Source organism: Microbacterium zouquanmingi (genome assembly GCF_052266695.1).
In the GTDB taxonomy this organism is placed as follows: domain Bacteria; phylum Actinomycetota; class Actinomycetes; order Actinomycetales; family Microbacteriaceae; genus Microbacterium.
The window spans coordinates 851,307-864,664 of the sequence record NZ_JBQPQZ010000001.1; the positions used below are offsets into that span (position 1 = coordinate 851,307).

At 64.6% G+C, this 13,358-nt stretch carries 13 protein-coding genes; 1 reads left to right on the plus strand and 12 read right to left on the minus strand.

Annotation, left to right across the window (positions count from 1 at the left end):
• Nucleotides 1–40: 40 nt before the first annotated feature.
• The 6 genes from ACTU6U_RS03950 to ACTU6U_RS03975 are packed head-to-tail and all read right to left on the minus strand — an operon-like array spanning nucleotide 41 to nucleotide 5,793.
• Nucleotides 41–772, minus strand: coding sequence for a tyrosine-protein phosphatase (locus tag ACTU6U_RS03950; RefSeq protein ID WP_443467839.1), 732 nt, complete (start codon nucleotides 770–772; stop codon nucleotides 41–43).
• Nucleotides 756–1,562, minus strand: coding sequence for an ABC transporter ATP-binding protein (locus tag ACTU6U_RS03955; protein WP_443467840.1), 807 nt, complete (start codon nucleotides 1,560–1,562; stop codon nucleotides 756–758). Before ACTU6U_RS03955 ends, ACTU6U_RS03950 begins: the two co-directional genes overlap by 17 nt.
• Entirely contained in the window at nucleotides 1,559–2,368 is an 810-nt protein-coding gene (locus tag ACTU6U_RS03960; RefSeq protein WP_443467841.1) for an ABC transporter ATP-binding protein, read from the minus strand. Before ACTU6U_RS03960 ends, ACTU6U_RS03955 begins: the two co-directional genes overlap by 4 nt.
• A complete protein-coding gene (locus tag ACTU6U_RS03965; RefSeq protein ID WP_443467842.1) occupies nucleotides 2,365–3,270 on the minus strand; it encodes an ABC transporter permease in 906 nt (301 codons plus the stop codon). Before ACTU6U_RS03965 ends, ACTU6U_RS03960 begins: the two co-directional genes overlap by 4 nt.
• Entirely contained in the window at nucleotides 3,267–4,265 is a 999-nt protein-coding gene (locus tag ACTU6U_RS03970; protein ID WP_443467843.1) for an ABC transporter permease, read from the minus strand. Before ACTU6U_RS03970 ends, ACTU6U_RS03965 begins: the two co-directional genes overlap by 4 nt.
• Nucleotides 4,266–4,284: 19 nt before the next feature.
• Complete coding sequence (locus tag ACTU6U_RS03975) at nucleotides 4,285–5,793, minus strand: ABC transporter substrate-binding protein (protein WP_443467844.1); 1,509 nt, start codon at nucleotides 5,791–5,793, stop codon at nucleotides 4,285–4,287.
• 101 nt (nucleotides 5,794–5,894) lie between these two features.
• On the opposite strand from ACTU6U_RS03975, the gene ACTU6U_RS03980 reads away from it, so the two are divergent.
• Nucleotides 5,895–6,698: a GntR family transcriptional regulator gene (locus ACTU6U_RS03980; protein ID WP_443467845.1), complete on the plus strand. Its 804-nt coding sequence runs from the start codon at nucleotides 5,895–5,897 to the stop codon at nucleotides 6,696–6,698.
• A gap of 4 nt (nucleotides 6,699–6,702) precedes the next feature.
• On the opposite strand, the gene ACTU6U_RS03985 is transcribed toward ACTU6U_RS03980, so the two are convergent.
• From ACTU6U_RS03985 to ACTU6U_RS04010, 6 genes are all read right to left on the minus strand, one after another.
• Complete coding sequence (locus ACTU6U_RS03985) at nucleotides 6,703–7,575, minus strand: metallophosphoesterase family protein (protein WP_443467846.1); 873 nt, start codon at nucleotides 7,573–7,575, stop codon at nucleotides 6,703–6,705.
• 214 nt (nucleotides 7,576–7,789) lie between these two features.
• Nucleotides 7,790–8,464: an N-acetylmannosamine-6-phosphate 2-epimerase gene (locus ACTU6U_RS03990; protein ID WP_443467847.1), complete on the minus strand. Its 675-nt coding sequence runs from the start codon at nucleotides 8,462–8,464 to the stop codon at nucleotides 7,790–7,792.
• Nucleotides 8,461–9,417 carry an N-acetylglucosamine kinase gene (locus tag ACTU6U_RS03995; RefSeq protein ID WP_443467848.1) on the minus strand — a complete coding sequence of 319 codons (957 nt, stop codon included), beginning with the start codon at nucleotides 9,415–9,417 and terminating at the stop codon, nucleotides 8,461–8,463. The genes ACTU6U_RS03990 and ACTU6U_RS03995 overlap by 4 nt, the downstream gene beginning before the upstream one ends.
• Nucleotides 9,418–9,444: 27 nt before the next feature.
• Nucleotides 9,445–11,595, minus strand: a complete 2,151-nt coding sequence (locus ACTU6U_RS04000) for an alpha-N-acetylglucosaminidase (RefSeq protein ID WP_443467849.1) — start codon at nucleotides 11,593–11,595, stop codon at nucleotides 9,445–9,447.
• 8 nt (nucleotides 11,596–11,603) lie between these two features.
• Nucleotides 11,604–12,425 (minus strand): carbohydrate ABC transporter permease, encoded by an 822-nt coding sequence (locus tag ACTU6U_RS04005; RefSeq protein ID WP_443467850.1) that lies wholly within the window; start codon nucleotides 12,423–12,425, stop codon nucleotides 11,604–11,606.
• Nucleotides 12,422–13,357, minus strand: a complete 936-nt coding sequence (locus ACTU6U_RS04010) for a carbohydrate ABC transporter permease (protein WP_443467851.1) — start codon at nucleotides 13,355–13,357, stop codon at nucleotides 12,422–12,424. The genes ACTU6U_RS04005 and ACTU6U_RS04010 overlap by 4 nt, the downstream gene beginning before the upstream one ends.
• Between the last annotated feature and the right edge of the window lies 1 nt (nucleotide 13,358).

The following is a 13,358-nucleotide window of genomic DNA, read 5'->3' on the forward strand; positions in this document are numbered from 1 at the left end:
GGCATCCGGATGGGAACGAATCGGGAGCGCCTGCGAAGGGCTAATCCCGCCCCGGCACCACCAAAACCGCGCGCAGGCGCTCAAGCTGCGCCTGACGCACTCCGTGTGCCAGCAGGAAAGCCGCAATACTGCCGTACTCGCATTCCAGAGCGTCGAGTGCGTCGGCGAGAAGCTCGGGCGGTGAAGCCGTGGCGCGGTGGGCGACGATTCCGGGTAGGTTCTCGACGTCAGCATCTGCAAAGAGATCAGCGAGGTACTCAGGCCCTAGGTGGCTCTGGGATGCCGCGAAGTCATCGAGTATCAGCGCCCGGTCGACCCCCAACACATCCAGTACAAAAGCGCTGAGCATGCCGGTGCGGTCCTTACCAGCGGTGCAGTGGATGAGCACGCCCTGCTCGGCCTGCTCGGTGATTGCCGCGAATGCGGCTACCAGAGATGGGGCGAAATCGCCGGTCATATACGTGTAAAGCTCGGGCAAACCATCGAAGGTGATGTCGCGCAGTCGGTCGGCGAACACCGGCATCTCTCGCACGGCGAGGTCGTCATGCCGCCAGGCCCCGGGGGTGCGGTCGCGCTCTCCTCTATCGCGCAGGTCGATAACGCAGGTGACGCCGAGTCCGGCGATCAGATCGCTCGCATGTGTGCGCGCGGCGAATGGTGCTGCGGAACGCCACATCAGGTCGTCACGCACCCACTCTCCGCTGCTGGTGGGCAATCCGCCCACGGGACGCAAATTATGTAGGCGTGCAGTGGTTTCAGCGGGGAGCGTCATGCTCGCCCTCCTCTCGAGATGCGATCTTTCGCACCGGAAGTACCGGAACGCTAGCGATGAGTTCGCGGGTATAGGGATGCTGCGGCGCATCAAGCACCTGCGAGACCGGCCCGTGCTCGACGATACTTCCGGCCGACATAACGGCCGCATCGGCACACAATCCGTCGACGATTCCCAAGTCGTGTGAGATGACGACAATGGTCAGTTCTTCATGCGCGACTAACCGCCTGAGCAGCCGCAGCACATGCGCACGCACCGACACATCGAGCGCGCTCACGGGTTCATCGGCGATGACCACCTCGGGCCGTACAGCGAGTGCGCGAGCAATGGCGACCCGCTGGCGCTGTCCGCCCGAGAGCTCTCGCGGAAGCCGCTGTGCGACCTCTGCCGGAAGCTCAACGGCAGCCAGCAGCTCAAGGGTTCGAGCCTGGGCATCCCACTTCGGCCGCAATGCGCGGACGGGTTCGGCGATGATCTTGCCTACGGGCATCCGAGGGTTCAGCGATGTGAACGGATCCTGCAACACAACCTGAACGTTGCGTCGAAATTCACGCGCCCGATGACCTCGCCCAGCGGGAACCGGCTCACCGCGGTACAGCACCGTTCCGGATGTCGGGCGTTGCAACCCGAGCATTATGCGGGCAAGCGTGCTCTTACCCGATCCTGATTCGCCAATGATGCCGAGGTTACGACTCGCGTCAATCCTCAGGTCAACACCATCCAGTGCCGGCCGCCGCATGCCGGGGTGCACCATCTGCACATCCTCGACGCGAAAGAGTTCGTCGTTCATGCGGCCACCGCCACACGGATCTTGGTCTGCGGCTGCCACCCAGTCGCATACGCCGCATCGATGAGATCGGCAGTGTAGGTCTCACGGGGCCACTGGATCAGCTGCTCGGCGGTGCCCTCCTCGATGATGCGCCCCGCACGCATCACCACAATGCGATCGCAGTGCGATGCGGCAACGGCCATGTCGTGGGTGACGAGCAAACTGCCGGCTCCACTCTGCTGAACGAGGCCGCCCATCAGCTCGAGCACCTTAGCCTGCACTGTGACATCCAGCGCGGTGGTCGGCTCGTCAGCCAATAACAGTGACGGGCTCGTCGACATCGCCATCGCGATCATGACACGCTGGCGTTGCCCGCCTGAGAGCTCGTGCGGGTACCGCCGAATGATCGATTCCGGGTCGGGGAGCCCCACGCTTTCCGCCAGACGGATGGCAGTAGCGCTGGCATCCGCACGACGCAGCATCCCATGCGCACGCAGCGGCGCAACGAGGTGTCGGCGAATGGGAAGCAGCGGGTCAAGCGCGCTCTGCGGCTCTTGAAAGACGCAACCCACTTGCCGGCCTCGCAGGCCACGCAGCGTGCTGTGGCTTGCACCGATTACCTGCGTTCCTTCGACCGTGATGCTGCCACTGACCTGTCCCCGCGGGGGCAGCAGCCCGAGCACCGACATGCAGGTGAGCGATTTGCCTGATCCGGATTCGCCGATCAGGCCCACTCGCTCTCCTCTTTCAACTCGTAGCGAGATGCCATCGACGAGACGGCGGTCGCCGATGCTGATTGTGAGGTCGCGGATATCCAAGAGAGTCATGCGGTCACCTTCTCGGTGTCGGGGGCGGAAACAGTGTCGGGGACGGATGCAGCATGTCGCCGTTGCGCACGCGTGACAGGCCTGCTGCGCTGGCCGGGTTCGAGGGCATCCCGCAGCGCATCGCCCAGCAGTGCGAACCCAATCACCAGCGTGGTGATCGCAAGGCTCGGGGCAATCAGCACTTCGGGGCGCGCGAGCACCTGTGACTGCAGGTCGGCGAGAGTCCGACCCCAGGACGGCGTCGGTGCAGGGGTTCCAAAACCGAGGTACGAGAGCCCGGCTTCGGCGAGCGCGGCCGCAGCAAGTAGCTGGGTGGCGCGAATCAGAAGAGTGGGTGCGACGTTCGGCAAGACGTGCCGCCAGAGGATGCCCAGGGTGCCGACCCCGCCAGAAGAGGCGAGCGTCACGTAATCAGCGGCGAGCGCACCACGCAGTTCGGGCACCATCGTGCGGGCGATGACGACGGCGCCGCCGAGGCCGATCGCGACGGACGAGGCCCAGAGGCTCGCTCCGTAAGAGGTCACCAGGATGATGGCGAGCACCAGTGTGGGGAAGGCAATGGCCACATCAATGGCGCGCTCAAGGGCTGCCCCCAGTCGACGTCCGGCAAGGGCGGTCGCCATGGCCAGCGGCAGGCCGACCGCCACGGCAATCGAGGCGGCAAGCACAGTCGCGGTCATCGTCGATTGGGCACCGGCAAGCAGAATGCTGAAGAGATCGCGCCCTCCGGCATCCGTTCCCAACAGGTGCTCTGGCGAAGGCGGTAACCAGCGGTTGATCGGGTCGAAGGCGGCCGGGTCATAGGGCGTCCACACCAGCGAGAGCAGGGCTGCGAACGTGGGAATCGCTACGAGCACAAGGCCGATAGCGCCCAGCGGATGCCGGATGAAACGAGTGATCACTGGGTCCTCCGGATGCGGGGGTCAAGAACACGGGAAAGAGTGGTGAGTGCCATCGTGCTGATCATGACGAGCGCGGTGAGCACGAACAGTGTGCTTTGAATAGAGACGATGTCGCGGTTACCGACATCCGCCAGTAGCATTCCTCCGACGCCAGGAAGCGCGAAGAGCTGCTCAACAATGACCGATCCCATGAGGACGCCAGCAATTTCGAGCCCCAGCACGCCGAGCAGCGGAAGTGACGCATTGCGCAGTCCCTGTCGCAGCAGAACTGAGCTGAGCGGCCATCCCTGGGCGAGCCCGGTTCGCACCCAGTCCTTCATGAGCACGTCGATGGTGGCGCTGCGCACGAAGCGCACAAGTACTGCGGCCTGCCCGATGGCGATGGCAGTTGCCGGGAGGATGAGCGAGCGCAGCGCTTCTGCGGGGTCAGCCCAGCGATCAGCGGGGAAGCCCTGCACCGGCAGGAGCCGGGTGGGAAGAGCGACGGCGACGACGAGCAACAGCCCCAAAACGAAAGTGGGAATGGCTGCGGAGAGCTGGCTGAGTCCCGCAATCGCACGGCCAAAGGCGTTCTCGCGATACACCGCCGCGAGAATACCGACGGGGAGCGCGATAATGACGCTGAGCAGCAACGCCAAGATGCCCAGCGGCACGGTGACCTGTAGCTTCTCGCCGAGTTCTGCGGCGACCGCGCGACCGTCGAGCGCGGAGACTCCGAGGTTGCCAGTAAGTACACCGCCGATCCAGTCGAAGTACCGCTCCCAGAGGGGTCGGTCCAGACCCAGTTGGGCACGCAACGTGAGGATCTGTTCGGGCGTCGCATCCATCCCGCCCAGCATCGCGGCCTGGTCTCCGGGGAGGATCGCCAGAAGGCCGAAGATCACGATGCTCGCGGCAAACAGAGAAAGCAACAGGATGCCGATCTCTCCGAGCACTTCGGCCACGACGTGTCGGGCGCGAAGGAGTTCTTCACGCCCGACACGTGGCCGGCTCAAGGTCGCCGAGATGGTCACGTTACTCCGCGACGGTAATACCGCTGACGCGGAAGTTGTTCGAGATGCGGTTGACAGGGAATCCGGCGACGTCGGCGTTTGCGACAACGACGGTCTGCGCCGTGTAGAGCCAGTCGCTGGCCGAGTCCTCGGCAACCAGAGTGACAAGCTCGCGCATCTTCTCGTCGCGCACGTCGGTGCTGGTGGCAGTGCGCGCTTCGGCAACAAGCGCCTGCGCCTCGGCGTTGTCGTAACTCCAGTAGTAGTTCGGGTTGCCGTAGTACGTGGCCGTCGATGGGTCGACGTGCAGCACCATCGTGAGTTCGAACTGCTTGTTTGTGAAGGCGTCTTCGAGCCAGGTGGCGAACTCAACGGTGTCAATCGTGACGTTCACCCCGATGTCGGCGAGCTCCGCCGCGATGAACTCGGTGATGATCGAGTCGTACGTGTTTGACACGGTCAGCGTCAGGTCGAGGTCGCTGTATCCAGCTTCTGCGAGAAGTTCTTTCGCAGCTTCCGGGTCGAACGGCGCAGAATCCGTCATGTCGACGAACCACGGGTCAGTGGGAACCGTGATGCTTCCGGCTTCAGTAGCCTGACCGACGATTTCAGCAAGCTCTGACTTGTCGATTGCCTGGCGCAGAGCCTGGCGCACGCGCTGATCTGACAGCGACTCGACATTGTGGTTGAACCCGAGGGTCATCCAGCTGGTCGAGTCTCCGTCAACAACCTGGAAAGCGTCGTCGGTGCTGAACAACTCGGCCGTTTCCGCTGTCGCCCCGGCGATCATGTCAATCTCGCCGCTCTGCAGAGCGGTAGATGTAGTGGTCTCATCGGAGATGTAGTGGAAGACCACTCCACCGTTTGCGGGAGCGTCACCCCAGTAGTCGTCGGCCGGGGTGAGGGCGAGGGTTGCGCCGCGGTTCCACTGGTCGAGCGTGTACGGGCCCGTGCCATTTGTTTCGGATGCGAGGTCTGCCTCAGACGTGCTCGACACAACGTATCCGGCAGCGGTGGTGAGGGTGTCCAAGAAGTTGATATCGCGCTCTTCGAGCGTGATCACGACGGTGGAAGCATCGGTTGATTCGACGCTTGCCACCTGGGTCATGCGCTTGGCATCCGGGTTGACCGATCCTTCGGCGCTGGCGGCCTGAAGGGATGCCACGACGTCATCCACAGTCATGGGCGTGCCGTCGTGGAAGGTGACGTCGTCACGGACGGTGAACGTGTAGGTCAGGCCGTCTTCGCTGACCTCCCATTCTGAGGCGAGCGCCGGAACGATCTTGAGGTCTTCGGTAATACCAACAAGACCTTCGTAGACGTTGCCTCGCATAACCTGCACGAGGCCGGCACCTGAAGTGGTGGTGACGTCGAGACTGGTGGGCTCGAGGCCGACACGGATGTCGACGATCGCATCGGATGCGACCGAGGTGGGGGCGCCCGCCGAGGCTGTTGAACCTGCACCGGTCGCACACCCGACCAGGAGGATTCCGCCGAGGACCATACCGGTCGAAGCGATCATTCTGCGCATGACGTACCTTTCTCTTGCAGGCAATTTTTCGGATCCCTGCGTGCTGTGATCAAGACGTCTATATGTCTACGGATCGACGATGACGCAATGAGGAGTTTCAGGTGAACGGTGTGCAAAGTGGTCGTGGCCGTGTGCCGAACAGCGGACCGGTTTACCGCAGAATCGCGACAGAGCTGTGGGAAGAAATCCAGTCAGGCGCACTCACGGCCGGGTCTCGGCTACCCAATGAAGCCACCCTCGCCGAGCGCTTCGGAGTGACCCGCCTTACCCTTCGCCAAGCGATTATCGAACTGCAGCGGCTGGGTGCCGTCGAAATTCGTCGCGGCGTGGGCACATTCGTCGTTTCGCCTCCAGATCTGGTCGAAATTGTGGCCACGCTGCCGCGCTCTCGTCAGCAGTCGGATGCCACCGCCGATGCCCTCGATTCGGCATCCCTTCGGCGCTCTGCCGCACCCGTGCGCCAAGTGGATGAGCGCGTTCTGTCGTTCGGGCCTGCATCTGGTTCGCTCGCCGAAGAAGCAGCCGGGCACCTGGGAATTCCGCTCGCCGATATGCACCGGATCGACACCGTGATGGTGCGCGGAGGGCGTCGCTGGATCGCCAACACCTACTGGCATTCTGCGCAGTGGTCGGGGGTACTGGATCGGGTCGGCGAACACGGCCTCGTCGTGCGCGCATTCGCGGACGGATATGGCCTTGACCTGCGCTATCTATGGCGCGCCTTTAGCGCTGTTGCCGCCGATTTCGACGACGCCGACGTGCTCGATGTCCCCCCTGGAACCGCGCTTCTCGTACGCGATGGCGTCTCCGCCGACGCGGATGGCACCCCGGTGTTTTATGTGCGCCGCAGGCTGCGCGGCGACGAAGCAAAGTTCGTGTTGCGCTACGACAACGACGCAGTCTGAGGGTTTAGGCGCGACCGGCAGCGGCGATGATGCGGACGACTGCGTCCTCCTCGAACCGGAAAACCTCAGCGTCCTGGGTCATCCGCTCCTGAAAAGGAACGACCCGCACGCGGTCAGCGGAGATATCAACGGTCGCTCCGCCGTATGCGTCGATGGCGGATTCTTCGGTGCGGCGGTCGAAAGCACGGGCGATATTCGCTACCCCTGGGGCGACGACGATCGGCACGCCACCAACGGTTTCAACGACCGGCAAGTGGTAGTGACCGCTCAGGATGACCCGCACATCGGTGCCCTGAATTGTCGACAGCAGCCACTCGGCATCTTGCTCATCGAGGCAGAGAGCCTGCAAGAGATCGGTCTGCGCGTCAATCGGCGGGTGATGCACGACCACGACCGTGCCATGTTCGGCCGGGCTCTGGAACGCCTGTTCGAAAAATTGCTTCTGCGCCTGATCGATGGCGCCGTACCCTCGGCCGGGCACCGAACTGTCCAGCACGATCACGCGCCAGCCGTCGTGCGCAGTGACAGAGGCGATGGGGGCTTCTGCACCGTCGAGGGCCTGCTCGTCAGCATCCGGTTGTCCGCCACCGAGCACCGCGCGGAAGGGGTCACGACGATCATGGTTGCCCATCGCAAAGACCGCACGCGCGCCGTGGTCGCGCGCCCATCCACCAATCAGATCACGAGCGCGCCGGTACGAACCCTCAGACCCGTCTTCGCTGACATCGCCCGAGCACACGACCAGATCGAACGACCGATCGGCCATGTACGTGAGCGTGAGGCGCAGCCGCTCGGCGGTGTCGACAACGCCATAGTGCAGGGTGTCATCCCCGAAAAGGTGGGTGTCGGTGAGGTGCAAGATTCGCAAAGCAGACATGACACGAGGTTTACCTCGTGGAGGTAAACAAAAGGTGCGAGCCTGGGCATCCGAAACGGAGGACTGCTACCAGGGGCCTTCGGCTGAGGTCGGTCAGGTCGTGATGGACGAGTTCTACTTCTACGCCGACCCCGATCGCGGGTGGGCGTGGCAGGTGCCGCTGCTGACGCTGCCGCAGGCGCAGTTCTCGGCGCGTCCTGTTCCGCCGCTCGTCCTATCCGCGCATCGCGTCCGCGAACCACGACGTGATCGTGCTCGGGTGAGTGATGGCCGTCCCGACGCAGACGGCCCACGCTCCTGCATCCCGAGCAGCGGTGACATCGGCCGGCACGCGAACGCGCCCCTCGACGATCACCGGCTTGCGGCACCGTTCGACGATCTGTGCGATGAGGTCCAGATCCGGACCCACCGACTTCGGGCGCTCTCCTGTGTATCCCGCCAACGTCGTCCCAAGGATGTCCGCGCCAGCGGCCTCAGCTGCGAGCGCGTCATCCAACGAGCCGCAATCGGCCATGACCAGCGCGTCGCTCCTCGCGCGCACACCAGTGATCGTCTCCTCGAGAGTGAGCCCATCCGGACGCGGGCGGCGCGTGCCGTCGATCGCGACCACGTCGGCACCCGCTGCCACGACCGCGAGTGCGTGCTGCAGCGTGGGCGTGATGAAAACCGCGTCGTCGCCGTCCTTCCACAGGCCGATGATCGGCACCTCGAGGTCGGATGCGGCGCTGATGTCATCGACGCCCTGCAGGCGGATGCCTGCGGCTCCGCCGATAACGGCGGCGCGGGCTATCTGAGCCATCGTCGCCGGATCGCGCATGGGCTCCCCCGGATACGCCTGGCAGGACACGATCAGTCCTCCGGCCAGAGCTTCTAACGCCCCGCGCTTCATCGCTGCTCCCGTCTTGCGAGCGCCAGTGCGCCCTGTGTGCCGCTCGCAGCGAAGCACAGCCGATCGCCGTACTCGGGCCTCAGGAGTTCGCGGACGGCCCTGCCGGTCGGCAGCGATTCCTCAAGGATGCTCCCGGCGAGCACCACGGGCCCGTCCTGGGCACGCGATAGCAGCCCGGAGACCGTCCGGACCAGGTGCCGGGCCGCCTCATCGACGATCTCGGCGGCATCTGAGGACCCTTCGGCGTATGCCCTGGTGATGAGAGGAGCGAGCTCCGCGAGAGCCAGTGCCCCCGAATCATTCACGATCCGGATGAGAGCCGAAGCCTGCGCCTCCCCTGGCCATGCCTCCGCGCTCAGTTCCGCCCCGGGCCGGGTCGTCAGGCCGAACTGGTCGATAACCAGCGATGCGAGCGTCGAGACCCGTCCCTCCTGCAATGCGGCCAGCGTCGCACGCACCGCAGCGCGTCCGAGCCAGACCCCCGCCCCCTCATCGCCGAGCAGCCATCCATAGCCTCCGCGACGCTGAACCACCTGCCATCCGTCGATCAGCGCTGCAGAAGCACCCGTTCCTGCGATGAGCACGACACCGGTATCCCGATCCGTCGCTGACGCGTACGCGGCTTCGAGATCCGAGACGATGCGCGGAACTCCGGCCAGGCCGCACTGCGCCCATGCCGCGTCGAAGCCGGCCCGTCGCGCGCGCTGCTCTCGTAGCGCAGTGCTCCCGGCCATCCCGATCACCCCTCCGCGGATCCGTGCCGGGTCCACGTCGCCGAGCGCCGCGCGCAGAGCGGCGGCGAAAGCGAGGTGCGCCGTCTCAGGCTGCGACACGGGATTCCCCCCGAGGGCAGTCCCCTCTCCCCGCACGAGACCGGCAGCACCGGCGGCATCGGCTATGACGATGCGCGTCGTCGAGCCGCCGAGGTCGCCTCCGAGGACCAGATCGCTCATCTCACCCACCTGTAATGGCCGGCCGGGTCATGGCTGCGCCACTGCGGCGACGGCGCGATTCCACTCGCGCAGCCGCACTGCGGTATCGAGGACGCGCTCCGTCACCGGTTCCTCGAACTTCGGCGAATGCTGCCACGCCGCTTCGAACTGCGAGAGCTGCTCGTTGAAGGCATCGACGTCGAGTTCTGATTCCCAGGCCGCCTCCAGTGCGTGCACCCAACGCGCCCAACGTTCGCCGTAGTAGCCCGAGATGAGACCGCTCCAGTGTTTGCCCGCATAGTCCTGGATAGGAAGACCCGGCGCGAACCACGAGGTGTTGATCAGCGTGGCGTCGTGCACGAGGATCTGCTCCTCTGCTTCGTTCGTCGCCCACCCGCGTGCCGCGTCCAGCCAGGTGCGGAACCGATAGCCGGGGTAGCGGTCTGCGAGCTCATCCATCGACCGGATGCTGTCGAGCAGTGCCCCCGCAGCCTCGTCGAACTCCGCACGGTCGCGCTTGGCGAAAGCCGAGCGCGCACGGATCTGGATGCCGTTCGCCGTGCGGGAGAGCACCTCGAGTCCGAGGTCGACGATGTCGCGCTCGAGCCCTGGTGTCGCGCCGTCTGCGAGCGCTGCCTCGATGAGGAGTTCCCACGCACGGATCATGTCGGCCGAAAGATCCTTCGGCTCGAAGTCTTCCGTGGTGTTGCCCGTCCATTCAGCGGCGAGGTCGCCCTCCACTCGCGGGCGGCACATGATGACCGAGCGCACCGGACCGGTGCGCTCACCGTGCGTGTACACCTCTCGGAGGAGAATCTGCCATGCCTCGCGGATGCCGTCGTCCAGCCGTCCGTAGCGGATCCGAGCATATTCCTCGATCCAGGCATCCAGATCAATCGCCTCACGACGCCACACGGCGTCGGCCATCAGCTCGTATGCGACCGGGTCGTGGTCGAGGGCCTCGGGCGAGAGGCCGATGCCGGCCATGCTCCGCGCAGGCTGGTTAAGAATGCGGAACGGCTCGTTCGCGACGAGGTCGAGCGCGCCGTGCATACCGGGACGACCCCCGAAGTTGTGCAGCATGGTCCACACCCAGGGACGACCTTCGAACTCCTCGGTCTTGTCCCACACCGGTGAATGCTCGCCCCAGGTGTCCTGAATGAGCGTGTTCTCGACCGGCATCTCGTTCAGCGCGGCGGTGATCCGTGCCGGCGTCCAGTACTCGGTGCGGTACTGGAAGGCCCAGCTCATGAGCACCCAAACCGCTGCAGGGTCGTGGCCGGTCAGCATCTTCGTGATCTGCGCGGCGCGCTTGGCGACCATCGCCGCTCCGGGCTCGACGCCGTCCTCAGCGGGAAGCTGGGGCAAGCCCTCGATGAAGGGGTCGATCGCGTAATAGCCATCACTGCCGAACAGTCGCTCCTGCTCGCGCAGCAGCGCGCTGCCGAGCTTCTCGAACATCGGGTCATCGGTGCCGAGCACGTAGTTGAACCGGTCCATCCACTCGACCTCGAACGAGGTCTCGCCCTTAAGGAGCTCCGGCACGTAGCCGGCGAATCCAGGCAGCACCGGCTTCATGCCCAGGCTCCGCTGGCGATCCATGATGCGCTGCCCGAGCTCGACGTGCGAGTCGATCCATTCCACAGTCATCGGTCCGCCGTGGTAGCGCACGGATCCATGCCAGGTAAACGGCAGGAAGGCCGCGCTCCCCATGAATGCGAGCACTTCTTCCTCGCTCATGCCGAAGTCCTGGAAGACGCGGTACCAGACGCCCTCGTTGCCGACCACGTTCAGCGGCAGATTGATGCCGTGCAGCGCCATCAGATCGACCTCGCGCTCCCAACGCTCCCAGTCCCAGAACGCCGTCGTGTACGAGAACGTGCAGAAATTCATGTGGTAGCGGTGCTCCCACGGCGACATGCGCTCGGTGAGCTCGAAGTCCGGGAGACGTGCGGGCAGCTCCACTGCTCCGGTGTCGCGTGCGATCTGCAGACCGCACGCGCTGCTCAGATAGAACCGCAGGGCAGAGGCGATCGCGACGCCGTTCGTGCCGCGCAGCGTGACGATTCCATCGGATGCTGAGACCGCGAAGGCGTCTTCATCCCCTCCGGCCCGCGGATCTATCTCGACGCGGAAGTCAGATGCTCTGTCGCCAAGCAGGCGGTGGAGCAGACTCTCGGATGCGGTCGGCGTATTCATGTTGGCAGTCAACCTTTCAGTGCTCCTTGTGTGAGGCCCTCAACGAAGTAGCGCTGGAGCGCGATGTAGAGAACGAGGATGGGCAGCACCACGATGATGGATGCCGCGGACAGCAGGGGAATGTTTATCGTGAATTCCCCGATGAAGAAGCCGAGGCCCGCAGGGGCTGTGCGCTTGGACGAATCCTGAATGAGGATCAGAATCAGCAGGAACTGCTTCCAGCACCACATGAACACCAGCACGGCAAGGGTCGTCATCGCCGGGCCGGACAGCGGAAGCAGAACGATACGGAGGATCGTGGTCGAACGGGCTCCGTCAATCTGCGCTGCTTCCATGAGCTCTCTGGGCAGCGACGCGAAGTGCGTGTACATCCAGAAGACGCTGAACGGCATGTACAGCGCGGTCTGCACGAGCACGAGACCGGTGAATGTGTCCGTCAACCCCATCGACTGCAGGTTGTAGTACAGCGGGATGATCACGAGCTCGATCGGGATCGTGAGGCCAGCGACGAAGAAGGCAAGTACGCCCTTGCTCCATCGCAGGTTGAGGCAGGCCAGGCCGAAGCCCGCCAGTGTCGCGATGATCAGCGTGACCGGAACGATGATGACGGCGAGGATGACGCTGTTCCAGAGCAGCTTGTCCATCCCGGCCGAAGTCCATGCTTCCGCGAAGTTCGACAGGGTGGGCTCGTCCGGCCAGCCGATCCCCTGAATAGCGCTGCCCGAGGGGTAGAGCGCCGAGAACACGAGCGCGACCAGCGGAACCATCGTGACGACGACGAGCACAGCGACGATGGCATAAGCGAGAGTGCGGCCGAGATGGCGGGTCATTCTTCCCTCGTGATTCGATTGACGATGAGGACGACGGCAAGGATCATCGCGCTCAGGCAGGCGCCGACGGCGGAGGCCAGACCGATGTCGTGCTCGGTGAACGCGAGTCGGTAGATGACCAGGCTCGGCACCAGCGTGCGGTCGGCCGGTCCGCCGTTGGTCGTGGTGAAGACCAGGTCGAAGCTTGCGAGCGCCGCAACGATCGTGATGGTGAGCGCCACGCGGATCTCACCGCGCAGGCCCGGCAGCGTCACGGCGAAGAACTCCTGCACTGGCCCGGCGCCGTCCAGGCGAGCGGCCTCGTACAGCGAGTGATCGATCTTCTGCACTCCGCTGGAGAAGAGCAGCATGCACAAACCGGTCATCACCCACGTGCCGATGAGGCCGACCGCGACGAGGGCGAAGCCGAAGTCGGCGAGCCACGCGCGGGTGATGGCCTCGAGACCGACCGCACGCAGCAGCTCGTTCAGCGGACCGCTGTCGGCGTACATCCATCGCCACACGATGCCGACGACGACGAGGGGGAAGATTTGCGGCAGGAACAGCAGCACGCGGGCCGCAGTCATCCAGCGCGATTTGATCTTGGCCACGATGCCGGCGACGAGAAGCCCGATGCCGATTGGCAGGATCGAGAAGAACGCCACGAGGATCAGAGCGTTGAGCAGCGTACGACGGAGCCGCTCATCGGCGAATACCTCGACGTAGTTCTCGAACCCGACCCAGGTGCTCGGCGAGATGCCGTTCCAGTCGTACAGCGAGTACTGCAGGGTCTGCACGGCGGGGATGATCGCGAAGATGATGTAGAGCACAAGCGCGGGCAGGACGAACCCGTACCCGGCGATTCGAAGGCGACGACGCGGGCGCCGGCGCCGGGGCGACGACGTAGTCGTCACCCCGGCGCGCGAAGCGCGCGTCTGAACTTCAGAGGTCACT

Coding starts and splice junctions, on each gene's coding strand:
- ACTU6U_RS03950 (WP_443467839.1), bottom strand. CDS start 772: ATGACGCTCCCCGCTGAAACCACTGCACGCCTACATAATTTGCGTCCC.
- ACTU6U_RS03955 (WP_443467840.1), bottom strand. CDS start 1,562: ATGAACGACGAACTCTTTCGCGTCGAGGATGTGCAGATGGTGCACCCC.
- ACTU6U_RS03960 (WP_443467841.1), bottom strand. CDS start 2,368: ATGACTCTCTTGGATATCCGCGACCTCACAATCAGCATCGGCGACCGC.
- ACTU6U_RS03975 (WP_443467844.1), bottom strand. CDS start 5,793: ATGCGCAGAATGATCGCTTCGACCGGTATGGTCCTCGGCGGAATCCTC.
- ACTU6U_RS03985 (WP_443467846.1), bottom strand. CDS start 7,575: ATGTCTGCTTTGCGAATCTTGCACCTCACCGACACCCACCTTTTCGGG.
- ACTU6U_RS03990 (WP_443467847.1), bottom strand. CDS start 8,464: ATGAAGCGCGGGGCGTTAGAAGCTCTGGCCGGAGGACTGATCGTGTCC.
- ACTU6U_RS03995 (WP_443467848.1), bottom strand. CDS start 9,417: ATGAGCGATCTGGTCCTCGGAGGCGACCTCGGCGGCTCGACGACGCGC.
- ACTU6U_RS04000 (WP_443467849.1), bottom strand. CDS start 11,595: ATGAATACGCCGACCGCATCCGAGAGTCTGCTCCACCGCCTGCTTGGC.
- ACTU6U_RS04005 (WP_443467850.1), bottom strand. CDS start 12,425: ATGACCCGCCATCTCGGCCGCACTCTCGCTTATGCCATCGTCGCTGTG.